The 23,698-nt window shown below is 38.7% G+C and carries 19 protein-coding genes and 7 pseudogenes; 13 read left to right on the forward strand and 13 right to left on the reverse strand.

Annotated elements, in window-relative coordinates:
• Positions 1-243 precede the first annotated feature (243 nt).
• Complete coding sequence (locus FTU71_RS06870) at positions 244-768, forward strand: hypothetical protein (RefSeq protein WP_154320138.1); 525 nt, start codon at positions 244-246, stop codon at positions 766-768.
• 49 nt (positions 769-817) lie between these two features.
• On the opposite strand, the pseudogene FTU71_RS06875 reads toward FTU71_RS06870, so the two are convergent.
• Positions 818-1,126, reverse strand: a pseudogene (locus FTU71_RS06875) (transposase); the annotation flags it as partial.
• A 49-nt stretch (positions 1,127-1,175) separates the two neighbouring features.
• Here FTU71_RS06875 and FTU71_RS06880 point away from each other — a divergent pair.
• The 5 genes and pseudogenes from FTU71_RS06880 (at position 1,176) to FTU71_RS06900 (ending at position 6,766) form a co-directional block, all read left to right on the forward strand.
• Complete coding sequence (locus tag FTU71_RS06880) at positions 1,176-1,604, forward strand: hypothetical protein (protein ID WP_373682995.1); 429 nt, start codon at positions 1,176-1,178, stop codon at positions 1,602-1,604.
• A 23-nt stretch (positions 1,605-1,627) separates the two neighbouring features.
• Positions 1,628-2,787, forward strand: a protein-coding gene (locus tag FTU71_RS06885) for an IS3 family transposase (protein WP_154320140.1) whose coding sequence is annotated in 2 segments (ribosomal slippage) — positions 1,628-1,862 and positions 1,862-2,787 — 1,161 coding nt in all. Because the reading frame shifts where the segments join, the coding sequence is not laid out codon by codon here.
• Positions 2,788-3,128: 341 nt separating this feature from the next.
• Positions 3,129-4,462, forward strand: a pseudogene (locus tag FTU71_RS06890) (ISNCY family transposase).
• 436 nt (positions 4,463-4,898) lie between these two features.
• Complete coding sequence (locus tag FTU71_RS06895; RefSeq protein WP_000193118.1) at positions 4,899-5,471, forward strand: LexA family transcriptional regulator; 573 nt, start codon at positions 4,899-4,901, stop codon at positions 5,469-5,471.
• A complete protein-coding gene (locus tag FTU71_RS06900) occupies positions 5,468-6,766 on the forward strand; it encodes a Y-family DNA polymerase (protein ID WP_000100479.1) in 1,299 nt (432 codons plus the stop codon). Before FTU71_RS06895 ends, FTU71_RS06900 begins: the two co-directional genes overlap by 4 nt.
• Before the next feature lie 253 nt (positions 6,767-7,019).
• Here FTU71_RS06900 and xseB read toward each other — a convergent pair whose 3' ends face one another.
• On the reverse strand, positions 7,020-7,214 hold the full coding sequence (xseB, locus tag FTU71_RS06905; RefSeq protein ID WP_001058302.1) for an exodeoxyribonuclease VII small subunit: 195 nt from the start codon (positions 7,212-7,214) through the stop codon (positions 7,020-7,022).
• Complete coding sequence (gene xseA / locus FTU71_RS06910) at positions 7,204-8,472, reverse strand: exodeoxyribonuclease VII large subunit (RefSeq protein ID WP_000004127.1); 1,269 nt, start codon at positions 8,470-8,472, stop codon at positions 7,204-7,206. Before xseA ends, xseB begins: the two co-directional genes overlap by 11 nt.
• A 216-nt stretch (positions 8,473-8,688) precedes the next feature.
• Here xseA and FTU71_RS06915 point away from each other — a divergent pair, with 216 nt between their 5' ends.
• Positions 8,689-9,993: a type II toxin-antitoxin system HipA family toxin gene (locus FTU71_RS06915; protein ID WP_000816116.1), complete on the forward strand. Its 1,305-nt coding sequence runs from the start codon at positions 8,689-8,691 to the stop codon at positions 9,991-9,993.
• Positions 9,986-10,264, forward strand: a complete 279-nt coding sequence (locus FTU71_RS06920; protein WP_000361155.1) for a helix-turn-helix domain-containing protein — start codon at positions 9,986-9,988, stop codon at positions 10,262-10,264. The genes FTU71_RS06915 and FTU71_RS06920 overlap by 8 nt, the downstream gene beginning before the upstream one ends.
• A 116-nt stretch (positions 10,265-10,380) precedes the next feature.
• Here the strand turns inward: FTU71_RS06920 and FTU71_RS06925 are convergent, their stop codons facing one another.
• Positions 10,381-10,578 (reverse strand): hypothetical protein, encoded by a 198-nt coding sequence (locus FTU71_RS06925; RefSeq protein WP_096902802.1) that lies wholly within the window; start codon positions 10,576-10,578, stop codon positions 10,381-10,383.
• Between the two features lie 207 nt (positions 10,579-10,785).
• Here FTU71_RS06925 and FTU71_RS06930 point away from each other — a divergent pair.
• Positions 10,786-11,942, forward strand: a pseudogene (locus tag FTU71_RS06930) (IS4 family transposase).
• 43 nt (positions 11,943-11,985) lie between these two features.
• On the opposite strand, the gene FTU71_RS06935 reads toward FTU71_RS06930, so the two are convergent.
• Both FTU71_RS06935 and FTU71_RS06940 read right to left on the reverse strand, forming a co-directional pair.
• On the reverse strand, positions 11,986-12,288 hold the full coding sequence (locus FTU71_RS06935; RefSeq protein WP_096902794.1) for a helix-turn-helix domain-containing protein: 303 nt from the start codon (positions 12,286-12,288) through the stop codon (positions 11,986-11,988).
• A pseudogene (locus FTU71_RS06940) lies at positions 12,281-12,638 on the reverse strand (type II toxin-antitoxin system RelE/ParE family toxin). Before FTU71_RS06940 ends, FTU71_RS06935 begins: the two are co-directional and overlap by 8 nt.
• A gap of 782 nt (positions 12,639-13,420) precedes the next feature.
• Here FTU71_RS06940 and FTU71_RS06945 point away from each other — a divergent pair.
• Positions 13,421-13,750 (forward strand): four-helix bundle copper-binding protein, encoded by a 330-nt coding sequence (locus FTU71_RS06945; RefSeq protein WP_016658833.1) that lies wholly within the window; start codon positions 13,421-13,423, stop codon positions 13,748-13,750.
• Positions 13,751-13,877: 127 nt separating this feature from the next.
• Here the strand turns inward: FTU71_RS06945 and FTU71_RS06950 are convergent.
• Positions 13,878-14,170 (reverse strand): annotated as a pseudogene (locus FTU71_RS06950) (type II toxin-antitoxin system RelE/ParE family toxin).
• Entirely contained in the window at positions 14,160-14,405 is a 246-nt protein-coding gene (locus tag FTU71_RS06955; RefSeq protein WP_000246755.1) for a type II toxin-antitoxin system RelB/DinJ family antitoxin, read from the reverse strand. The pseudogene FTU71_RS06950 and the gene FTU71_RS06955 overlap by 11 nt, the downstream one beginning before the upstream one ends.
• Before the next feature lie 343 nt (positions 14,406-14,748).
• Between FTU71_RS06955 and FTU71_RS06960 the strand changes: the two genes are divergently transcribed.
• Positions 14,749-16,317, forward strand: coding sequence for an ATP-binding cassette domain-containing protein (locus tag FTU71_RS06960; RefSeq protein ID WP_159124549.1), 1,569 nt, complete (start codon positions 14,749-14,751; stop codon positions 16,315-16,317).
• A 253-nt stretch (positions 16,318-16,570) separates the two neighbouring features.
• On the opposite strand, the pseudogene FTU71_RS06965 reads toward FTU71_RS06960, so the two are convergent.
• Positions 16,571-16,834, reverse strand: a pseudogene (locus FTU71_RS06965) (helix-turn-helix domain-containing protein); the annotation flags it as partial.
• Positions 16,835-17,019: 185 nt separating this feature from the next.
• On the opposite strand from FTU71_RS06965, the gene FTU71_RS06970 reads away from it, so the two are divergent.
• Positions 17,020-17,286, forward strand: a complete 267-nt coding sequence (locus tag FTU71_RS06970) for a DUF1778 domain-containing protein (protein ID WP_004733309.1) — start codon at positions 17,020-17,022, stop codon at positions 17,284-17,286.
• Positions 17,276-17,764, forward strand: a complete 489-nt coding sequence (locus FTU71_RS06975; protein ID WP_004733307.1) for a GNAT family N-acetyltransferase — start codon at positions 17,276-17,278, stop codon at positions 17,762-17,764. Before FTU71_RS06970 ends, FTU71_RS06975 begins: the two co-directional genes overlap by 11 nt.
• A gap of 75 nt (positions 17,765-17,839) precedes the next feature.
• Here FTU71_RS06975 and FTU71_RS06980 read toward each other — a convergent pair.
• The 4 genes and pseudogenes from FTU71_RS06980 to FTU71_RS06995 form a co-directional block, all read right to left on the reverse strand.
• Positions 17,840-18,169, reverse strand: a pseudogene (locus FTU71_RS06980) (recombinase family protein); the annotation flags it as partial.
• 183 nt (positions 18,170-18,352) lie between these two features.
• The gene (locus FTU71_RS06985) at positions 18,353-19,252 is read right to left on the reverse strand and encodes a cation diffusion facilitator family transporter (RefSeq protein WP_005028603.1); all 900 of its coding nucleotides are present in this window, start codon (positions 19,250-19,252) and stop codon (positions 18,353-18,355) included.
• A gap of 86 nt (positions 19,253-19,338) precedes the next feature.
• Positions 19,339-22,479 carry an efflux RND transporter permease subunit gene (locus FTU71_RS06990; protein ID WP_096902762.1) on the reverse strand — a complete coding sequence of 1,047 codons (3,141 nt, stop codon included), beginning with the start codon at positions 22,477-22,479 and terminating at the stop codon, positions 19,339-19,341.
• The gene (locus FTU71_RS06995; protein ID WP_016658777.1) at positions 22,469-23,698 is read right to left on the reverse strand and encodes an efflux RND transporter periplasmic adaptor subunit; all 1,230 of its coding nucleotides are present in this window, start codon (positions 23,696-23,698) and stop codon (positions 22,469-22,471) included. The genes FTU71_RS06990 and FTU71_RS06995 overlap by 11 nt, the downstream gene beginning before the upstream one ends.

The following is a 23,698-nucleotide window of genomic DNA, read 5'->3' on the forward strand; positions in this document are numbered from 1 at the left end:
GTTCTAACTTTTCATGATGCTGTTGAATTTAGTCCAGATCTCATAAAACATTGTATAACTGAAACGCTGGAAAACCTATTTAGCAAATTTGGGGTGTAGTTTCCACTTGAAATAATTCAATTAAAAATAAATGTATGTATTTTATTTATTTTTTGATATATTTCAGTTTAACCTAAAAACGACTAGTGATAGTTATAAAAAGTTGTGCTTAGAAGAATCTTTATTATTTTCAGAGGTTTACTTATGAAAAAGTTAGTAATCTTATTATCAATGTCGACGGTTTTTTTATCAGCTTGTGGTAATAAACATGACAAAATGGTTGGCTACTGGCAATTAGAAAATGTGCAAGGAAAGCGCATTATGCAAATTTTTAAAGAGGGTAAAGATAGTTATATTCTTAAAGAAAATGTGGTTGCTCGTAGTAATGTGGTGAATGGTAAAGAGGGAAGTTCTCTCGTATTGGAAAAAAAAGATGATACTTTAGCGGTTAATAATGGTTTAGCTGCTATGCCCTTACATTTATCTGATGATGGTCAAACATTACGTATTTCTAAAAATCAGTACAAAAAAGTAGATGAAAATTTTGTCAATAAAACAATAGAAAATATTAAAGTGTGTCATGAAATTGAAACAGAATATCGGACTAAAGTTAAAGAACTACCTATTTTTACTCGTGACCCTGCAATTCAAGAGCAACGTAAAACGTTGGCTGAGTCAACTACTAAAAAAATGCAAGCCATTGAAGATTGTAAATTTGGTATCTACTGATAATTACACTATTTAATGAGGGTGTAAATAATTCTGTGTAAATGTGGTTTTAAAAATACTTGGTTACACGTTCATCAAACATGATACTAAAACGATTCATGGCAGCTTTCCAATTCTGAATGGGCATCGTCCATTTTTTGCTTGCTGCCATAATCGCTAAATATACCACTTTTTTCACAGATTCATCGGTTGGGAAGATTTTTCTTTTCTTGGTGGCATGGCGAATGACACTGTTCAAGGATTCAATTGCATTGGTGGTATAAATCGCCTTGCGAATGTCCATTGGATAGGCAAAGAACGTGTTGAGATTCGACCAGTTGGCAAGCCATGATTTACTGATTTGAGGATATTTATCGTCTCACTTTTGACCAAATTCATCCAGGGATGACATACAATCGATACAGCGCATCATTATTATTGAAAATGGTGCCATGATGAATAGGGTATTTGATTGGTATATGCAGTTGCCTCTTGAGTGGCAGTCGAGCCTGTTTGTCTATCGTGGGCATGGGGCCAACATTAAAACAGTAGTTAAATTATTAGAACAAGTATCGGATAACTGCTTGTTGGCATTTTATGGTGATCTTGATCCGTATGGGATTAATATTGCCTCTCATTTTTATAAAATACGTCCTTTAGCCCTGATTGTGCCTAGTATCTGGCAGGAGATCACAGTCACTCATATCGACAACAATGTGAATAAATTCTTGAAGCAGATCGTTCAGACTAGGGATATTGCATTTGATCAAGCTGAACCTTTGATTTTAAGAGAGCTATTTCATCATGTTGATCCTAGCCAAAATAATGGACAGTACTTCCCTCTAAAGATAACGTAACGTTAACTTTGGAGATCCAAGAAATGGCCAAACGTTTTAATCCCAAATTTAAACAGCAAGCAATTGATTATGCACTTTCAAACTCACACGAGCCTACAGCTGCAATCGCCCAGAAATTAGGTGTGGGTTATTCAACTTTAGACAAATGGATTCGTGAAGCCAATCCAGTGGGTTCAAGCAAACGTCAACTTTCACCAGAACAACAGCGGATATTGGAATTAGAGAAAGAAGTCAAACAGCTTAGGGAAGTCAATGACATCTTAAAAAAAGCGCATGTGTACTTTCTGACAGATCATGCCAAGAAAAGTACACGGTAATTCAAGATCTGGATGTGAATGAAGTCACTGTATCTTCTGTCTGTAAATGCCTGGGTGTCAGCACTTCAGGCTATTATGCCTGGCGAAAGCGCCAGACCAATCTAGCGCAGAAATATAATGATTTAAAAGCCGTATATTGGCAGCATCATGCACGATTGGGTGCACCTTCATTGGTACATGACATGCATGATTTAGGTTACAGCATGAGCGAACGAACCGTTGGAAGAATGCTTAAAAAGCTTGGTTTACGTAGCAGGATTGCACGTAAATACAAGCATACGACTGATTCAAACCATCGTTTGCCTACAGCACCTAACTTGTTAGATCGTCAATTTACGGTCAATGAACCCAATAAGATCTGGACAACAGATATTACCTATATCCGTACTAAGCAAGGTTGGCTGTATTTATGTGTGATGCTGGATCTATTCAGCCGTCGTATTGTCGGTTGGCAAACCAGCTATCGAATAGACCGTCAATTGGTATGTGATGCGTTTCATTATGCAATGGCTCGTCAGGGGTATCCAATGGGTGTCATGGTACATTCGGACCAAGGCTCACAGTACTGTAGTCGTGATTTTAGGGCGCTATTATTGACGAATAACTGCGTTCAAAGTATGTCACGCAGGGGAAACTGCTGGGATAATGCAGTGACCGAAAGCTTCTTTCATACATTGAAAGTTCATGTGGTCCATGGCAGTGTATTTGCCACTCGAAAAGAAGCGAATGCTGTCTTGTTTGACTATATTGAGATTTATTACAATCGAATCAGAAGACATTCTGCAAACGGCTGTTTAAGCCCAGAAGCCTTTGAACAGAAATATTTCAAGAATTTAGAGGGATTTGTTGTCCACGATACTGTCTAGGATCAAAAACTAGATCACCTACCTGTATATCTTCGATTTTTTTCCAAATTCTCCGTGGTAAATTTAGATCCCTCTGTACACGCACTAGAGTACCCGCAATAAAACACCCAGTAAGTGCTGGTATTTCTTTCAATTTATCACCCATAAAAAATGTCCCCTATTATTTGTTAATGATAATGTATGACTGTTAATTTTTTATCGTTCAAATTCTATTCTATTTAACATAATCAATGTTATACGAAATACAGATGTTAGAACCCATTTAAAGTGTCTGTATTCTCACCAATAAAAATGTCTAGTTTATGATGATTTAACCATCATGGACTGGATATGAAATATAGATGCTGATCACTATGTCTGACAAAGAAATTCAACGTCTTGCGGTTCTGCAAGACGTTCGAGATCATCGTATTACCCAAGTCCGTGCTGCTGAAATCCTGAATCTTTCCCCCGTCAAATTACCCGGTTATTGCAGAAGCTCAATCAAGATGGTGTTTCAGGTCTGGCTCATGCCAGTCGTGGTCAACCTGGCCATCGTCGCCATGATGACTTGTTAAAAGCAAAGTGCCTTTCCATTATTTCTGAACATCTGCTGGGCTTTGGGCCCACCTTGGCGCATGAGAAGCTCAGCAGCATGTTTGAGCTGAATATTCCTGTGGAAACAGTTCGTCGCTGGATGACTGCCAATGAGCTCTGGATTCCGCGATCCAAGCGTCTGAAACGTCCATATCAGCCTAGATATAACCGTGATTGCTTCGGTGAACTGATCCAGATTGATGGCTCCTATCATGACTGGTTTGAAGGACGATCCGCCAAATGCTGTTTGCTGGTTTATATCGATGACGCCACTGGAAAGCTGTTGCATCTGCGCTTTTGTGAGGCTGAAACGACCTTCGACTATATGCTTTCCACGAGAGCCTACATTAAGCAATATGGCAAGCCTTTGGCCTTTTATAGCGATAAACACTCAGTATTCCGAGTGAATCAGAAATCGAGCCAAGACAGCAAGATCACGCAATTTGGGCGGATTCTGAATGAGTTAAACATCGATATTATTTTTGCCAACTCACCACAGGCCAAAGGACGTGTGGAACGTGCTAACAGGACACTTCAGGATCGTCTGATCAAAGAGATGCGTCTGGAAGGCATCAGTTCGATTGCTGAAGCCAATGCTTGGCTACCCTGCTTCATTGAGCAGTTCAATCAGAAGTTCGCCAAGTGTGCGCGTAACTCAAAGAATTTACATCGACCATTAACCGAATCTGATCTTGAACTGGATGATATTTTTACCTGGCAGGAACCACGTAAGGTCACCAAGAATCTAACCCTGACGTATGACAAATGTATTTATATGCTTGAACCGACTGAATTGAACCAGAAATTAGTTGGACAATACATTTCATTTCTGGAGTACCCGGATGGCACTGTTGCGATCATGTATGAAGGACGGAAGATCAACTACAGTATCTTCAATAAACTGACTGGACTGCAGCAGAATGAAGTGGTTGAGAATAAACGGTTAGGCGCAGTTCTGGCCCATATCCAACAACAGCATGAAGAGTTGGAAAAACAGAATAAACGTTCCCGTGCCAAGAAAAGTATGCCGAGTCGTAAAGCTCAGAAAGCTAGCAATGAACAAAGAAATTTAAATCCTGTTCTTGACTCTTGCAGTTAAAAACAGGACATTTTAAATGGTTTATCGCATAGACATTTTAATTGGTGAATAACAACAGCTTTTTAAATTGTGTTATAATTCAGTATGCTAACACCTAGTTTACAGCCCACTCACCCTCGAGTGGGCTTTTTTTATGATTTTTCACGTTCCACGCCTATTCTTTAATCAATGTTCCACGGTTTTATTTAATGTTGCTGAACAATCAATGGATACCAGTAAAGCCCTTTAGGTCTTCTGTTGCTTCAAATATAAAGTCTCTACGATCAAGGATTAGACAATCTTTATTGTGTCGTCTGACTGATCTTGTGGCTTTGCTAATATCATGGCAATCCCAAGATTTGGGATAATACTTTATTAAAGAACGGACAATCTTGTTTTTATATTCTGAGTTTTCTATAATCTTAATTATGTTACATAATCAAGATTGATAATAAAAATGACGCAAAATAAGCATGGTGGTGCACGCAAAGGTTCTGGCCGTCCTTTTGTCTATAACGAACCGACCAAGGTCATTCGGGTGCCAGAGTCTCGTGTATTGGAAATCAAGAAATACCTGAAAAAAAATGACACTCCAAAGTTTAACGATATTTCCTCTATTACATTGCTTGAGACAAAAACACATTATGAGATTCCTGTTGCTTTGCAAAAAGTTGCTGCAGGCTTCCCTTCCCCTGCTCAGGACTATATCGATAAGACCCTTGATCTAAACGAGTTTCTTATTCAAAACCAACAGGCAACCTTTATCGTTGAAGTGGAATCCTTATCCATGCGTGATGCAGGGATTGATCTGAATGACAAGCTAATCGTTGACCGTAGTATTGAAGCCAAGCATGGGGATATTGTTCTGGCATTGATAGACAATGATTTTACGATTAAACGTTTAATGATTGAGGGTAATCAATGCTGGTTGCAGGCGGCTAATCCTGATTTTGCTGATATCTATTTGAAAGATAATCAAACCATGCTGATTTGGGGTGTGGTTACCAGTGTGATCAAGAAGTTCAGATGAGCAGTTACGAGCGGATTTATGCCCTGATTGATATTAACAACTGTTATGTCAGTTGTGAGCGGGTATTTAATCCCAGTCTAAACAACAAACCTGTCATTGTTCTCAGCAATAACGATGGCTGTGCTGTGGCAAGAAGTAATGAAGCCAAAGCGCTGGGCATCAAAATGGGCGTTCCTCTCTTTCAAATACAAGATATTGTTCAGCAACATCAGGTCGTGGTGTTATCCAGTAACTATGCTTTATATGCTGAAATGTCCAAGCGTTTTCATTCAATTTTGGCTAGTTTTGTTGCGCCACCTGAACAGGAAATCTATTCAATTGATGAGTGTTTTTTAGACCTGACCAGTTATGCACAAAATTTTGACTTAACTCAGTATGCGCATCACATGAAACAACGATTGTTGGATTGGATTGGCTTGCCCGTCTCGATTGGTATCGGGCGTAGTAAAACTGAAGCCAAAATGGCCAACCATCTTGCCAAAAAAAGACAGGGTTTCAAGGGTGTGTGTAACTTACTCAATATGGATTTCCTAGATCAGGAAATGCTTTATTCAGACATTGAGGTCGGTGAAGTTTGGGGCGTTGGTCGTAAGTTAGTTAAAAAACTAAATGCCATGGGAATCTATTCGGTACTGGATTTAGTGATGCAAGATTCTCATCGCATGGCGAGCCTTTTTTCTGTGGTAATGCAAAGAACAGTATTGGAGCTGCAAGGTGTTTCTTGTATGCAGTTAGATGATGCCCCTCCCCCCAAACAGCAAATCATAGCAAGTCGTTCATTTGGTGAAAAAGTTACCGAGCAAGATGATCTCAAAGAGGCTATGGGCAAGTATGTACAGGATGCGGTCATACGTTTACGAGCAGACGCTTCCTTATGTGGATGTGTCATTGCTTTTGTGCAATCGAATCCTTTTGATTCAAAGGTTCCCTATTACAGTAAATCGTTGGCTTTTGAGTTTCCTGAACCGACGGATTGTGTTTTGGATCTGATTAAAACAGCTATGCAACTGCTGGAACACATTTATAAATCTGACGTGAAATATAAAAAGTGTGGTGTAATTCTGACGGATTTAATTGCTAAGCAGCGCTTTACTCCTGACCTGCTGACGGACCACAGCCAGCGTGAAAGTAATGAAAGCCTCATGCAGACTTTAGAAGCGGTACAGGCGAGATATGGGAAAACTAAATTAGCTGTTGGCAGCTGCTACTTGCCACAACGAAAGTGGTCCATGAATCGTACCCATTTGACCCAAAACTATTTCAGCTGGCAGGGATTATTAAAGATCAGCCATTAAATTAATTAGCCTCACCTATTTGGTTTAAGTCAGCTTAATGAAGAACTCGACACATAAGCCGACACAGGCTTGATCCTCAGTCAACCATTTAACAACGTAAGTATGTTGTTTGGGATCCATGTAACACCTCTCGAGGAAAAGGTGGTTAGTAATAAAACTCTGCTCAAGCAAATTTATTGGGTTAACTGTCAGTTTTCACCATCTCATGTCCTTTATTTCTAGAACATTCTAGACTTTTCTCGACCTAGAATTTTTATTCTTTAAAGGTGTCATTCAACGCCTGTTGCACAGCATCAATACGTAATTTGCAGGCTTTATAGGCAGTCATGGACTCTTCAACGATCGCCATAAGGTTATCAATATCCGGTTCTTCCTGAGATTCAAGAAATTCGGCATTTTTCTTGAGAATTTCATAACCTTTCTTGAAACTTAGTTCTTCATTGTTCATGTGCGTTTACCTGTGTCACGGTGGCATCAATGGTGCCATCCTTAAGTTCAATCTGTAATTGCTGGTCAGTAATCTGCTGTATGGAACGGATGGCTTTGCCTTGGCTACGGACAATTGCATAGCCCTTGGCCATCACATTACGTGGATTCTGTAGCAAGGTTTCCCTCATCAATGACTCTACCTGCTGTGAAGCTAGTTTAATCTGTTGTTGAGCAAGATACTTAGTATCACTCTTCAGCATATCAACTCTACGTTGGGCTTCATTGATCTGGTTCTGTGTCAGAGTTTTGATAGTTTTCAGATACTGATCACTCTGGCTCTGGTAGGTGATCAACTGGTGCTGTGACAGTAGCTTGATGGTCTGCAAAGCAGTACTAACTTCATTGACTCGCTCCACAATCAGGTTACGGATCCCTGCGATCACTTTACTCGGAGTATCAAAGGAACGGTGTGCAATTTCATCCAAAATAGTGTGGTCTTTCTCGTGGCCAATACCGACCCAGATAGGCACAGTTCTTTTACACAGCAGTGCGGCCAGATCATAATCATTCAGGTAAGCTAGGTCATTCACGGCTCCACCACCACGGATAATCACAATAAGGTCTGGTGCTATCAAGTAATCTTGAGCCCACTGTCTTAAGGCACGGCCCAAAACCTGAATGATGCTGGCAGAAGCAGTATTACCCTGAAAAGTTGCTGAATGATAAACGAAATGGCAGACACCAGCCTGAGCCAGGGCATCCGCATCTTTTTTAAAGTCACCTAACCCTGCAGCATTTTCCGGTGCAATGACCAAGACATTCTGAATATCAAAGGGTACCGGCAACTGTTTATTGTTATTGAGCAGGCCTTCCTCAGTCAGTCGCAGCAGAATCTGCTGATAGCGTTTGGCGATGTCTCCTAGAGTAAAGCTAGAGTCGATATCTTCGATATTGACCGAGAAGCCATATTGCGGATCAAATCTAGCTTTGACCTTGATCAGTACATTCAGGTCTTTCGACAGTTCAATACCACTTTCTCGTTCAAACTTTAGAACTATTTTTTGTGCCGTAAATTTCCAAATGGTGCCTTTACAACTAGCGATCACCTTATGGCTTTCTTCATCTTTCTCAGCCAACTCAAGATAATAGTGACCGCCTTTAATACTTAAATTACGGATCTCAGCCTTGACCCACACTGCCCCATCAAAAGTCAGATGGATGACTTCCTGTACAGTGGCAAGGTATTCACTAAGGCTGAGTTGTTGACGTTCTGACATGATGTAAAGGATAGCTAAAATATAAGGAGGTGAGATTTAACCTAATATTGATCAATTCTACTGCAAATCAGATGAGTTTATTGCAATTTTGAGAAATGTATAAGTTCTTCTTAGACACCTAGAGTGATCATTGAGATTTTTAGTTTAATTATACTTTTATATTAAAATAGATATATAATCAATAAAATCATTATATTTTACTATTTTAATAAAATTATGAAGCAATACTGTACACTGCAAATCTACCAAGACTATGAATGGCATGACTGTGCTTTGGTTGAGGTTACGGATGATCAAAATGCTGGATGGCAGGCAGCTACACGTACATCATATTTGTTCGAATATGCTATTTCATATATGGATCTAAGAGATGGTCATGCGCTTGCTTATGACTTACCAGTGAACGTTCAAAATAGATTGGAATCAACTTGGCCAGCATTTCTTATGGATCTATTACCTCAAGGATACGGCCGCAAAGAATTACTAATACAGCTTGATTTTTCTGAGAATGTTCAGGAACAAGCGGACTGGGCGCTTTTAAAAGCAGGCGCAGGAAATCCAATTGGGAATCTGCGAGTCAAAGAGGCTCATGAGTGGTTACAAAGTCATTTCCCAAAGCTGCAGAATCAGGGATTTAGCCTAAGCCAAATTATTGAACGTAAAGAGAAGTTTATTGAATCGCTCGCATCTTATGGACTTTTTATTGCTGGTTCATCTGGTATTCAGGGTGAGTGGCCAAAATTGTTGTTAACACAAGGTTATGATGATCTTTTCTATCTAGATCATACTCTTCCAGATGATCAAGTTAAGCAGCATTGGTTGGTTAAATTTAGCCGCGGCAGTGATCAAAATTTGAATAAAATCCTGATGAACGAAGCTTTGTATATGAAAGTCGCTCAGTACTTGCAACTACGTGTACACCGGGATCTTGAGCTACATGGCAAGACTTTGTTTATTCCAAGATTTGATCGCAAAGTAATTAATGGCAAAGTTGAAAGAATTGCTCAGGAAAGCCTTGCATCTCTAGGTGGGAAGGCGGGCTTTGGGGTTAGAATGACCCATAATCAAATATGTACCCTGCTTATGGAGGCTTGTACCGAACCAAAGCAGGAAGTATTTGAGTATTTGAAGCGTGATCTCGCAAATGTTGCCTTAGGCAATAAAGATAACCATACTCGCAATACAGCAATCCAACGCTTCAATAATGGTAAAATTCAGCTCACACCATTATTTGATTTTGCGCCAATGTGGTTACATCCTGATGGTATTGCACGTACTACTCGTTGGGAAAGAGATGATCATGGTGGTATGCCACTTTTGAGTTCTGTGATTGAGCAGATAGCTGAAAGCACTTCGATTGGTCCACAAGAAATTAAAACTTTATTAATTGAACAGTTACCAATTTATCGGGGATTGTTAGAAAAGATGCAGGCTCTTCAAGTAGCGGATGAAATTCTGGAAAATAGCCAATATCGAATAATCAATATTTGCCAGCAGTTGGAGGAGATCAGCCATGGATAAACGTTTTAAACCATTGACCCCTATTCAACAAATGGAAAAAAGACTATCTGTGCTTGAAACCATCAATAATCATCCAGACTGGTCTTTTTATCAAGTTGCTCGATTTATTCGAACAGAGCTACATTTAACACTGAATGATATGGCTAAAATTACTAAGATTGCGCCACAGACACTGCAAAAAATGGAGCAACCAGGGAGCAATCCTACTTTGAAATCCATGCAGAAATTACTCGATACTTTCGGTTTACAATTACAAATAAAAGTTAAATGATTTTTAATTCTGAGCCATCGGTTTTTCTAAAATCTTATCCGTTTAAGGATACAAAGAGGAAATAAACAGGCTCTAGGTTGTTTTATGATTATTTTTAGACAAACGACTCCAAAACCTTATGTAGCAAGGGTTTTGTCTCTACAGTAATTAATTTGTTTTTGAAAAAATGGAGTAGAGTGTTTGAAATATGAATAATCGAATTCGGTTTCTGTAAGCACAGTAATTTCATCTGCATGTGCTTTATATTCATCTATATTTTCGAGTAATTCATCCTCTGAGAATGGGAGTTTTTTTTGATTTTCAGTGTCGTTCATAGAGTCATATCCTGAGAAGTTATTTAGATCATCATAAACCAGACATTTTTAATGGTGAGAATACAGACACTTTAAATGGTTTCTAACACAAAAAAGGGAGCTTATAGCTCACTGCTGTCCCATAGTTTGATTTAAATAAAAAAACCTGAGTCTGAATCGTTAAAATATAAGTGCGAACCAACACTTTAACGACCAAGGACTCAGGTTTTGTCATATCAGAATACCGTATTTCATCAATTGATTAAACCCATACTCCGACAAGATTTTGAACGTCTTGTTCAAATACATCATGTCGGTCAGAAATTTAGAGCCGCTTCAAGATGGGATCAGTTCATTGCCATACTGATGTCTCAACTTTCCTGCAGACAAAGTCTGCGGGATATTCAATCTAATCTAGAGTGTCAACAAGAAAAGCTGAATGCTCTCGGAGCAAAGTCTATCACCCTCGCAGTACACTGGCTCGAATCAATCAGGAACAGCCTGCAGCCTTGTATGAACAGCTATTTTACACCTTGCTTAAATCTTATGAACACTCAAAAGTAGCTCATAAATTCCGCTTTAAGAATCCCTTATATTCCCTGGATGCCAGCCATATTGATCTGTCATTTTCCTTATGTGAATGGGCCAAAGTGCATGAATCCAAAGCCAGCATGAAACTTAGCGTTGGCTTAAATTACAGCAATACCATTCCTGAATTTGTGGCGCTTGGGGATGGCATTGAAAATGATATGGTACAAGGCAGAGCATTCAAATTTCCTGCTGGCAGTATTGTCGTATTTGACAAAGGATATATTGATTATCAATGGTTTGCCCAATTGACTCATCAAAAGGTCAGTTTTGTCACCCGATTGCGCCCAAAGACAGTTTATCAAGTGAAATCTAGCCGCAGCGTATTAGCATCTAAAGGTATTATTGCGGATGAATGGATTGAATTAAGTAGTGCTTATGCAAAGAAAAGAGGTGCTCCCAAATTATTAAGACGTATAGAATTTTATGATACCGATAAGAACAGGACGTTTGAGTTTCTGAGTAATAACTTTCATCTGGCAGCATTAACGATTGCTGCAATTTATAAAGACCGTTGGAAAGTGGAGCTGTTCTTTAAAGCACTTAAACAGAATTTAAAATTAAAGTCATTTCTAGGCCGAAGCCGTAATGCCATACAAACTCAAATTTGGATCGCGTTAATCGCCTATTTGCTGGTGAGTTTCGCTCAACATCTGGGGAAAGAAGGCTGGACAGTGCAGCGCTTACTCAGAATCATTCAAGTGAATTTGTTTGAAAGAAAAACGTTAAAAGCTTTATTCTCACCCGATAAAATCCCCATTAAACAAGAGGAAGCTTATTTAAGCTTCCTCTTGTGAAAAATTGTGGGACAGCAGTGGCTTATAGCTACCTTTTTTATCGTTACACATTAAATCCTATATGTTTTCCTGTTGGAAGCTCCACATCAATACGGAGCTTACCACCCATTGCCTCAACATACTTTTTCATGGTTGAAATCTTTAAATCATTACCACGATTTTCAATTGCTGAAAGTGATGGCTGTTTTATTCCCAAAGTTTCAGCAAGTTCTTTTTGGGAAATCTCTAACTCTTCTCGAATAAGATGGAGCTGAGTCTCTAACAGTAGCTCATCAGCCATTTTTTTAATACGTGCTTGGCTCTCTGGAGAGCGACTAACCAATAATTCCTGTAAGGTTTTAGCCATTAGATTGTTCTCCTAGGGTTGAGAGATGAAGTTCGTATTGCTGTTCTGCAATGTCCAGCATCTCTTTTATAGAAACGCTTTTTACCGCCTTTATCACCGATGCAAAGCACAATGGCCTGTCGTAATGGATCAAATGCAAAAAAGGCTCTAAGTGGTTTACCTCTATGCTGAACGCGTAGCTCTTTCATATTGGTAAATTTAGAGTCATACACGGTATCCACTAAAGGGCGACCTAAGCTAGGTCCCTGCTGCTGTAGAACGACCAAAGCTGCGAGGACTTTCTCTTGTGTTGATTCATCTTGCTGCTCAAGCCACTCATTAAACAGATCTGTTGTGATGACTGTCCACATATCACAACCAAAATATAGATTATAGTCTATATTTTATAGTGAACTTAGTCAGTTTTCAAATGGTAATAAAAAACCCCGACATCCTGTCGGGGTTTTTCGTGTTTGGTTGCAAGGTATAACTTCTGTCGTACCTAACCATCCTTGTGCTGATCTTTCTTATTCTTGTTGTTTGGAGCTTCCTGCTTTCCTTGACTACATCATAAGAAATAAAGCTTTGATCAGCTAGAAGCAGATTCCTTAAATTACTGTACGTCAAAGCGTACAAAAATGGCTTAAAAATAGCCCCAGAGTTATCCCCATAAATTGTGGATTTTTTTCAGGTTGAAAGCCTTATAGATTGTAGGTGATTTTCTGTTTTGAGTGTTTTTTGAGCAAAAATGTTGGCAAAAAATATCAAAACCGCTCATAAAAAAGCCGACTTGTTTCAAAATCGGCTTTTTGTGCATTTTTAGATTTTTCTGGTTTTATTAAGTATCTGATATTTATATTAATATACAAGTGTATTGCGTATAACCACCATTATGTTAAATAGAGGGAAAATCTATTTTTAAAGTGATAAAATTATTGCAGTTATTTTAAGAATAGCTGCTTTTGATACTTGATCATCTATCCTAATTAAAAACTGTTTTTTAATAATTTGGAATATAAATAAGATTTAGTTAAAATTAACATTATTCATATAAATTAACATTATGTATTACATTTACTAATAATTTAAAATAATTAGTAGAAAAAAATTATGTTTTAATTATTTCTTTGATTATATAAGTTGAGAGTAAAAAATGATTAATACGGAATTTTCAAAGTGTATTTCTGCATGTACAAACTGTTCACTTATTTGTACTGAATGTGCAACTTCTTGTTTAAAAGAAAAAGATTTAGAGATGATGCGTGAATGTATTCAACGTTGTCTAGAATGTGCAGATATTTGTCAGTTATGTGTGCGTATGCAACAACATAACTCACCTTTCCTCAAAGAGATTTGTGAGCTTTGTGCTAAGATCTGTGAATATTGTGCGGAAGAGTGTGAAAAACATTCACATGATCATTGTAAAAAATGTGCTGAGGCTTGCCGTCAGTGTGCAGAAGAATGTCGAAAAATTGCCATGTAAAATACTTCAATAATGTTAATTATATGCTCTAGACTAACATAATCATTCTGCTAGTCTAGAGCCTTTCCTAAAATTAACATAATACACCTTATACGAAGCCAAAAATGGGAGCTTTAAGCTCCCATTTTTAGTCTTTAATTCGCTTTTTCGCTTCGTCATAAACTATGCTATCAGCTCGTTTTCCGACGGTAATGAGCAGGATAACTACCTGATCATCTTTAACTTGATAGACAAGTCGGACACCAGCTTTTAATAATTTGATTTTATAGCAACCTGCAAGATCGCCTCTAAGCATATTCTTTGGAATATGTGGCTGCTCTATGACTTTGGCTAGTTTCTTTTTAAATTGATCTCGTATAGCAACAGGGAGTTTTCCCATTCTGCTGTAAAGTCCTTGTGACGTAAAAGCTTATAAGTCATCTAATGTGACTTCCTCAAACATCTCTTTAGGATCATTAATGCGCTTACGGACAAGAGCTAATAATTCTTCATCTTCTTCCGAAAGCAAAGCTTTTTTGACAGGCAGTTTCCCAGTCGTAGCAACATACTCAAGAATACTAGTGAAGAAATCAGTAGGTGCAATACCTTGCTCTTTAAGGATTGAATAAGATTTTTCTTTAAGGGCTTCATCGATCCTGAAGTTAACAGTAGCCATCATATTTCCCAAGTATTTAATGTACTAGGAATATTGTAATGCAAATTGCATTACAAGTCGACTTCGCATAACCGCCATTATGTTAAATAACTTTTAGAAGCTTTAGTACAAGCTTGACAGATTGTCTTATCATTATAAAATAACCTTATTCAAATCATCCTCCCAAGAGTAACGCCAATGAAGTAAGTCATTTTCTCATCATTATTTTTAAACTTTTGATGTGCAAAATAGATTCTACTTGTGGCTATATATTCTTGGTCTCTACTTTATATCCTAAATAATATATTGTTTTTTATAAGTTAATCTTCACTATTTTGCATATCCTCTACATGAGGAATTTTTTATGCAACATGCATGTATTGCTTCAAACTTAAATTTAGAATTTTCTACACAGAAAATGTTTGATCAGCTAAACATTACGCTTTTATCAGGACAGGTTTCTGCATTAATTGGACGTAATGGTTTAGGTAAATCCCTATTGTTCAGAATATTAGATCAAAGCCAAGCTTTAGATATTCATTATAGTGGTCAAGTTTCATGGAATATCCAACATGATTATTTGGCACAATTAGAACGCCTTAATGCTGAAAATATTGCACAAGCATTAGAGGTAGATCATTTACATCATGCTTTTCGGCGTATAGAGAACAATACAGCTAGTTTTGATGATTATGAGTTAGTTGAAAATACCTGGGATTTACCACAAAAATGGCAAAATATACTTGAAAATGCTGACTTACCTACGGATTTGAACTTTCCAACAGAAAAACTGAGTGAAGGACAAAAAACAAAGCTGGCTTTATGTCGTTTGTTTTTAAAAAAGGATCACTATCTACTTTTAGATGAACCAAGCAACCATTTAGACTCAACATCTAGACAATGGTTAATTGAGAGTATTTTGGCACACCCTAGTGGTGTATGCCTGATTAGTCATGATCGCCAATTACTCAATCAAGTCCAACATATTTATGCTTTAACTGAATTAGGCTTACAACACTACAAAGGTAATTATGAGCATTACATTCAACAGCATCAGCTACACATGGATGCATTAACTCAGTCTATTAATAATGAGAAAAAAGAATTAAAGCAGTTAAAACAACGGCAACATGATAGCTTAATGAAAGCGAATAAACGTCAATCTAAAGGCAATGAACTTCGTGATTCTAATTCTCAAGCAAAGATTTTTCTAGATTTCAAAAAGGAAAATGCTGGACAAAGCTTAGGTAAGCTACGTGCCCAACAAACTCGACAAACTGATGATTTGAAAAATAGTCTGATTAATAGGCAGACCATTGTAGAAAAAATCAAAGCTCAGAAGTTTGAATTCCACTTACAGAGTACGAAGCAAGGAGAGATTTTAAGAATTCATGATTTAAAGCTACCCCATACAGCAACAAATAAAATTAATTTTGCATTGAAAGCTGGCGAAAAAATCCATCTTAAAGGTGCTAATGGAATTGGTAAATCAACCTTATTGAAATTGATTTCTACCCATCAACGTGATGATATTTTCTTTAGTGGAACATGTTTGTATTTAGATCAAAACTTTAGTTTATTAAATAATGATTTATCCGTAATCGAAAACCTTGCACTTTATAACTCCAATCTTACTGAAGTTGAGTGGAGAAATTTGTTAGGTCAGTTACGTATTCGTCGTGAAAAAGCTTTATTAAAACTATCAGAACTGAGTGGTGGTGAAAAATTGAAAGTCGCATTATTAGCAATGAGTCACTATCCTGATGGTATTGATTTATTATTGCTTGATGAACCAGAAAATCATTTAGATATTGAGTCTAGAGAGCTTCTATCGCAGGCTATTAGCCAATATCAGGGCGCTGTAATTTTAGTTTCACATGATCATTTTTTTGTTGAACAGTGTGAAATATCTGAAGAGTATTTAATTGAGTAAAATGACATTTTCAAATATATAGATTTATTAGTTCTACTAAAATTAACATAATACACCTTATACGCAATACTTTTTAAATTGTGTTATAATTCAATGTGTTGATTTCAGTTTTATAGCCCACTCACCCTCGAATGGGCTTTTTTTATGATTGTTCACGTTCCACGCCTATTCTTTGATCAATGTTCCACGGTTTTATTTAATGTTGCTGAACAATCAATGGATACCAGTAAAGCCCTTTAGGTCTTCTGTTGCTTCAAATATAAAGTCTATCGATGACATTTTCATTTTTCAAATAGCGATAGACAGCCTGTCTGCTAATACCAAAAGCTTTAGCTAAATCGACTTTCGATGGATATTTCCCTTCTTTCCAGGCGTGTCGTAAAGCTTCAGCCTGCTCTTGATTTAACTTATGGACTCGACCTTTATATTTACCTTGAGCCGCTGCAATCTTAATCCCTTCTTTTTGGCGCTCTAAAATAATCTCTCGTTCAAATTGGGCAAAAGCCCCCATAAGTTGCTGAGTATTCTTATGTAAACCTACCAGTTATTCTTATTCAAATCCTGCCACTCATTTTGGATAGTAGTAGGCCATTGATTTTCTATTCAAATAATTCAAAACAAAATATCCAAATTTGAATCTTGAAGCACAATCTTAATCTGCTATAATTTGTACATCAAATTGATGTACTTGTTGGGTGGGATATGACTAACTTAGCAACGGAACGAATTAATATTCGTTCAACAGTAGATGCAAAAAATGTAATTGAACAAGCTGCGAATTTATTGGGACTCAGTGTAAGTTCCTTTATGCTTCAATCCTCATTTGAAAGAGCAAAAGAATTACTTAAATCTAATTATGAGTTAAAAGTAAATAATGCTGATCGAGATATGTTAATGAACATACTTGAGAACCCACGCCCTGCAAATGATGAGATGAAAAAATTAATGAGTTTATTAGATGAAAATTGAGGTTTTACAAGCCCATCATCAGAAAAAATCATTTAATTGCGGGCAAGATGATTTAAATAAATTCATAAAACAGTATGCATCCCAACATCAGAAATCAGGAACAAGTAAAACGTATGTTGCTATTGATGATGATCTACAAGTGAGAGGGTTTTATTGTTTATCCAGCACATCCATAGGATTTGATGTAGTTGATACTGTGCTTACTAAACGATTACCTCGTTATCCGCTCCCTTGTGTAGTTGTAGGTCGCTTTGCCGTTGATCAAACCGTTCAGGGGCGAGGAATTGGGAAAGTGCTTTTAGCCCATGCTCTTAAACAAGTTTCAACAGTTGCTCAAATTATTGGTGTTAATTTTGTTGTAATACATGCTAAAGATAAAAAAGCGATGGAGTTTTATCAGCGTTTCGGCTTTATTTCATTAACATCAAATCCATTAACATTAATATACCCAGTGAGTGAAATACCTAGTTTCAATTGAAAGTGGTCTACTAGCAATAGGAGTGACTGGTAAACTGCTTACAGGAATTAGTGGCTGATTTATCCAATAATCTGCAAGTTGCAACATCAAATTATCCATCGGGGTGGCCTGAGCCGTAAATGTAATATTCTCTTTCACAAACTGAATAGCCACTCCCCTTTTTACAAGCTGATCAACCTCAGTCACTAAATCTTTAAGACTCCTAGCGAAGCGATCCATAGAGTGCACAACAATCATGTCACCTTCACGGACATAGCTGAGCATTTCCTGAAATTTAGGACGGGCTGTATTTTTTCCTGAAGCTTTATCGACAAATAATCGGTCTACTTCAATTCCCTCAAGTTGGCGTCCAATATTTTGGTCAATAGAGCTGACTCTGACATATCCAACTTTATGACCTTTCATATTGTTATCTACTAGATGACTATTTCTGCTTATTGTAACTAATGAATCTTAATCTTAAAAGTTACATGTAACGTATGTATGAATTTCATTTAAATGAGACATGTATTTTACAGCTTTCACAGTGTAACTTTAGGGTATACTTTAAAGTTACACAAAACATCTATATGAAGACTAAAGTCCAAATTAGTGTTTATGTTGGTTCAATGTATTACATTTCGTATTTTCTATTTGTAACGTAATTTCAGTAATATTATGATTATGTTTTAGAACTTCTAAGGCCTTTTGATAGAGTTGATCTGTATTGCTATTCGGAGCAACCAAATGAGCAGTTAAATGAATATTTCTTGAGGATATAGCCCAGACTTTCAACTGATGAATCCCTTCAACGCCCTCTAGCTTCAATAAATCATTTCTTAACGACTCAATATCAATCTCATCAGGAACTCCTTCAAGCAGAATATGAATACTTTGTTTTAATAAAATCCAAGTTCGAGGTAAGACCCAGAAGCCAATTAACACAGCGATTACGGTATCAACCCACATCCACTGGGTAAAATAAATAACTATTCCTCCGATAATCACGCCTATCGATCCTAGAGCATCACTAAGAACTTCTAAATATGCACCTTTTATATTTAGACTTCCTTCAGCACTAGCAGAAAGGATTTTCATTGAAATCAAATTTATGACCAAACCAATGACCGCGACAATCATCATTCCAACACTTTGAATTTCAGCAGGATTCGTAAAACGTTGATAAGCTTCATATACAATATATATTGCTACCACAAAAAGCATCACCGCATTAAACAGAGCCGCTAAAATTTCAAATCGCTGATAGCCAAAAGTTCTTTTATCATCTGCGGCTTTTTTACCAATTTTGATAGCGGCAAGAGCAATAGCTAAAGCGGCTACATCAGTAAACATATGAGCTGCATCAGATAACAAAGCCAAACTTTGGGTAATAAAAGCAGCGACAACTTCTACTATTAAAAAAGTAGTCGTTAAACCTAAGGCAACCATTAACTTCTTACTATTTTCTTCAGTAACAACCGCATGGCTATGATCATGATGTTCTGACATAAAATATTTTCCTTATTCTATTTATGATGAGCAGAGATATTGGATAACAGCCAATATCTCTGCTGTAAATCGACTAATCTATTGGATTAAGAAACTTTCTTTTCATTTATCCAACGATAAAGCACGGGTAACAGCACCAAAGTTAGTAATGTTGAAGAGATAATCCCGCCAATCACTACGGTTGCCAGTGGCCGTTGAACCTCAGCCCCTGTTCCGGTTGCCAGCGCCATTGGTACAAAACCCAGTGAAGCCACACAAGCTGTCATCAACACTGGTCTTAAGCGCAAAATAGCCCCTTGCCACACGGCTTTATGCACTGGATATTTGTCCCTTAATTCCTTAATAAAGGTCAGCATTACCAGTCCATTGAGGACTGCAACACCAGATAAGGCAATAAAGCCAATTCCAGCTGACATCGATAATGGAATATCCCTTAGCCAAAGGAACAGCACACCACCGGTCAAGGCAAAGGGTACCCCGGTAAAGACCAATAGACTTTCTTTGACATTGTGAAAGACCGCCATCAGTAAAATAAAGATAGTGATTAAAGCCAGTGGAATCACGATTTGCATCCGTGCTTTGGCTGAAGCCAAATTTTCAAACTGACCGCCATATTCTATCCAATAACCACTTGGCAAAGTGTATGCTTTGAGCTGTGTCTGTACATCAGAAACAAAAGACCCTAAATCACGCCCTTCAACATTCGTTGTAACCACAACTCGGCGTTTACCATTTTCTCGACTGACTTGGTTGATTCCTTCAATGGTCGAGACTTGCGCGACATCCGACAATAAAATACTGCCACCATTTGGAAGCTGAATAGGTAACTGGGAAACAGATGCGACACTACGGTCTTGCTCTCCAAGACGGATAACAAAATCAAAACGACGATCGCCTTCTAAAATCTCTCCCACGCTTTGTCCACCAATACTTGCAGCCACCACATCCTGAATAGATTTCACACTCAAGCCATACTGGGCAGCTAAAGCTTTATCAATCTCTACATTGAGTAAAGGCAGACCCGAAGTTTGTTCAACTTTCACCGCACTGCTACCTGCGACTTGCTGAATGATTTTCGCGATTTTTGCAGCCTCAGTATTCAAAACCTGCATGTCATCACCAAAAACCTTCACCCCCACATCACTGCGTATACCTGAAATCAGTTCATTAAAACGTAGCTCAATAGGCTGAGAAAACTCACTGTTATTGCCGGGAATTGTCGCAAGATAAGCTTCCATTCGGGTTCGAAGTGCATCTAGGCTTTCTTTTGAATCTGGCCATTCCTCACGTGGTTTCAGCATGATATAACCATCGGAAATATTCGGTGGCATCACATCTGTCGCCACTTCAGCAGTCCCGGTACGGGCAAATATAGCTTTAATTTCGGGAAAGTTTTTCAGTAAAAGCTTTTCGGTATTTTCCTGAATACGTAAAGACTCTTCCAAGCCTGTGCTTGGAGAACGTAATTGCTGTACCGCAAAATCACCTTCACTCAGCTGGGGTGCAAACTCACTGCCAATCTTCGTGCTGAGCAGACCCGTAATGACCAAGAGACAAATGGCAAAAGTTAAAACCACCGCTTTGTAATGATAGGCTCCATCCAATATCTGTTGATATCGGGTTTTGAGCCAGATCATCCAACGGCTTTCCGTTTCTTTGATCTCCCCTTTAACCCATAAAGCAACTGCAGCGGGCACAAAGGTGATCGATAAAATAATAGCTGCCACCAGTGCGAGAACAACGGTTAAAGCCATCGGATGAAATAGTTTTGCTTCTACACCACTTAAAGCAAAAATCGGCAAATACACCACCAAAATAATAAGCTGACCAAAAATAAGAGGACGACGTGCTTGGCGGGCAGCCAGAAAAACTTCCTTAAAGCGTTCACTTTGTGTGAGAGGTCGTTTTAACAGTTGCTGTGTATGGGCTAAACGCCGGATACAGTTTTCGACAATCACCACAGCACCATCGACAATGATGCCGAAATCGAGTGCACCTAAACTCATCAGATTGGCACTGATATTTTTCTGTGCCATCCCGGTTAAGGTAAACAGCATAGAGAGTGGAATGACACAGGCAGTAATCAAGGCAGCACGGATATTCCCTAAAAACAGGAACAGAATGATGATGACCAGGATTGCTCCCTCTACCAAGTTTTTCTGAACGGTTTTAATCGCCTTCTCAACCAAGGTAGTACGGTCGTACACCGTTTCAATCACTACCCCTTTAGGCAAACTATTCTGAATATCTTGAAGCTTGGCATCCACAGCTTTAGAAACAGTCCGGCTATTTCCACCCATCGCCATCATGGCAATCCCTAAAACGGTTTCTTTGCCGTTATAGGTTGCCCCACCGGTTCTTAAATCATGCCCAATAGAGACTTGCGCAATATCACCAACCCGAATTGGGCTGCCATTTGGGCTACCCAGCATGGTGTTCTCAATATCAGAAAGCCCATTGAATGTACCCGGTACACGTACCGTCAGTTGCTGACCATTGTCTTCAATATAACCTGCACCTCGGTTCTCATTATTTTGCGCTAAAGCCTGTTGCAGTTGTTCTAATGAGATATTCAGTTGCTGCATCCGGTTTAAATCGGGAGAGACCACATAGGTTTTTTCAAAACCACCAATACTGTTGACCTCTGCAACTCCCTTAACACGTTGCAGTTGAGGACGCACAATCCAGTCCTGAATCTCACGCAAATCCATCGGCGTGTATGCAGTTCCATCCGGCTTTTTCGCATTCGGATCTGCCTTCAGTACCCATTGATAAATCTCACCGAGACCCGTAGAAACGGGGGACATCGTCGGTGCGATTTGTGCAGGCAACTCAGATTGCGCCTCCTGTATCCGTTGGTTAATCTGCTGACGGGCCCAATAAATATCAGTCCCATCTTTAAAGACAATGGTGACTTGAGAGAGTCCATAACGGGATATGGAACGGGTAAGCTCCAGATCCGGAATGCCAGCCATGGCATTTTCAATGGGATAGGTAATCCGCTGTTCGACTTCAAGCGCAGTAAAACCCTTGGCTTGAGTATTAATCTGGACTTGGGTATTGGTAATATCGGGTACAGCATCAATCGGGAGTTTCTGATAGCTATACACCCCGACCGCAATCCAGGTACAGACAAAGAGCAACACCCAAATCGCATTTTGTATGGAAAACTGAATGATTCGTTCGAATAAACCTTCTGGTTTTGGCAGATCAGAATTAATGTTCATGGCCTGCCTCGTCTTTTTCTAATTCAGATTTCAACAAGAAACTGCCTTGAGCGATATACTTCTGCCCTTCAGTCAGCCCAGAAATCACTTCAAGCCATTGTCCATCACTTGAAGCCTGCCCCAATTGCACTTTCTGTGCTTTTAAGTGGACTTGACCTTTTTGTTCTGAATCTACGATGAAAATACTGTCTTCACCTTCAATACTTTGCAGCGCAGACTTTTGAATCCGAAGGGCTGATTTTGCTGTAGCTTCCGGAATCAACACTCTCACTAGCACATTAGAACGCAACTCAGTAGCTTGCGCATCGAGTTTTGCGCGCACCACCAGACGCCCTGTTTGTACATCTGCCTGAGAGGTTAAGCTTTGTACAGTAGCTTTATAGATTTGATCTGAATCATTCACTTTAAAGTCAATTTTTTGCCCGGCTTGCAGTTGACCTGAGAATTGATTCGGCAAATTAAACTCAAGCCATAAATCTTTCAGCTGTTCAATGACAAAGAGCTGATTAGCCAGTTGCACATTTTCACCGACCACAATATCTTTTTGACTGATCACCCCAGAGATCGGTGCTTTAATCAGAAAACGCCCATTGTTATTGCCACTTGCACCTAATGCATTTAAACGTGCTTGTGAGGACTGGACAGTAATCTGCGCTTGACGGTAGGCATTTTCGGCACGCTGGTAATCCTGTTTGGCAGAAATCCCCTGTGACCAGAGTTGCTGTTCGCGCTGGTAATCTTTACGGGCCAAATCCAGATTCACCTGTGCCATACGCAGATTTGCCTGTTGGTCGATCAGTTCAGGCACGATTAGTACAGCCAGCGTTTGTCCTTTTTGCACGCTCTGTCCTAAAGCCACATTGACCTGCTCGACATGACCACTAAAATTAGGCGATATATGCGCTTGTTGATCGGTATTCACCACCAATTTACCTGGCAGGGTTGTCAGCTTTTCAACCAATCCTGTGGATGCAACAGCAACTTTTAAACCTTGTTCAACCATTTGTTGGCTGGTCAGTTGTATTTCGCCTTCTTCAGCATGTCCTTCTTCAGAACTATCTTCATCAGAATGTTCGGCATTTCCCTCATCATGACCATGCCCCTCAGATTCAGTTTTTTTTGAACTTAACCAAATAACCAGACTGACCAAGACCGTAATCAGAATCAAAATTGCAATCATGAGAGACTGGGATATTTTTCCGTTTTGCTTGGCGTTCAT

The sequence above is a fragment of the Acinetobacter sp. YH12136 genome, assembly GCF_013418545.1.
GTDB classification, from domain to species: domain Bacteria; phylum Pseudomonadota; class Gammaproteobacteria; order Pseudomonadales; family Moraxellaceae; genus Acinetobacter; species Acinetobacter towneri.

Bases quoted from the DNA above. Each gene is read 5' to 3' on its own strand.
- FTU71_RS06870 (WP_154320138.1), top strand. From the start codon at position 244: ATGAAAAAGTTAGTAATCTTATTATCAATGTCGACGGTTTTTTTATCA.
- FTU71_RS06895 (WP_000193118.1), top strand. From the start codon at position 4,899: ATGACGCAAAATAAGCATGGTGGTGCACGCAAAGGTTCTGGCCGTCCT.
- FTU71_RS06900 (WP_000100479.1), top strand. From the start codon at position 5,468: ATGAGCAGTTACGAGCGGATTTATGCCCTGATTGATATTAACAACTGT.
- xseB (WP_001058302.1), bottom strand. From the start codon at position 7,214: ATGAACAATGAAGAACTAAGTTTCAAGAAAGGTTATGAAATTCTCAAG.
- xseA (WP_000004127.1), bottom strand. From the start codon at position 8,472: ATGTCAGAACGTCAACAACTCAGCCTTAGTGAATACCTTGCCACTGTA.
- FTU71_RS06915 (WP_000816116.1), top strand. From the start codon at position 8,689: ATGAAGCAATACTGTACACTGCAAATCTACCAAGACTATGAATGGCAT.
- FTU71_RS06920 (WP_000361155.1), top strand. From the start codon at position 9,986: ATGGATAAACGTTTTAAACCATTGACCCCTATTCAACAAATGGAAAAA.
- FTU71_RS06925 (WP_096902802.1), bottom strand. From the start codon at position 10,578: ATGAACGACACTGAAAATCAAAAAAAACTCCCATTCTCAGAGGATGAA.
- FTU71_RS06935 (WP_096902794.1), bottom strand. From the start codon at position 12,288: ATGGCTAAAACCTTACAGGAATTATTGGTTAGTCGCTCTCCAGAGAGC.
- FTU71_RS06945 (WP_016658833.1), top strand. From the start codon at position 13,421: ATGATTAATACGGAATTTTCAAAGTGTATTTCTGCATGTACAAACTGT.
- FTU71_RS06955 (WP_000246755.1), bottom strand. From the start codon at position 14,405: ATGGCTACTGTTAACTTCAGGATCGATGAAGCCCTTAAAGAAAAATCT.
- FTU71_RS06960 (WP_159124549.1), top strand. From the start codon at position 14,749: ATGCAACATGCATGTATTGCTTCAAACTTAAATTTAGAATTTTCTACA.
- FTU71_RS06970 (WP_004733309.1), top strand. From the start codon at position 17,020: ATGACTAACTTAGCAACGGAACGAATTAATATTCGTTCAACAGTAGAT.
- FTU71_RS06975 (WP_004733307.1), top strand. From the start codon at position 17,276: ATGAAAATTGAGGTTTTACAAGCCCATCATCAGAAAAAATCATTTAAT.
- FTU71_RS06985 (WP_005028603.1), bottom strand. From the start codon at position 19,252: ATGTCAGAACATCATGATCATAGCCATGCGGTTGTTACTGAAGAAAAT.
- FTU71_RS06990 (WP_096902762.1), bottom strand. From the start codon at position 22,479: ATGAACATTAATTCTGATCTGCCAAAACCAGAAGGTTTATTCGAACGA.
- FTU71_RS06995 (WP_016658777.1), bottom strand. From the start codon at position 23,698: ATGAACGCCAAGCAAAACGGAAAAATATCCCAGTCTCTCATGATTGCA.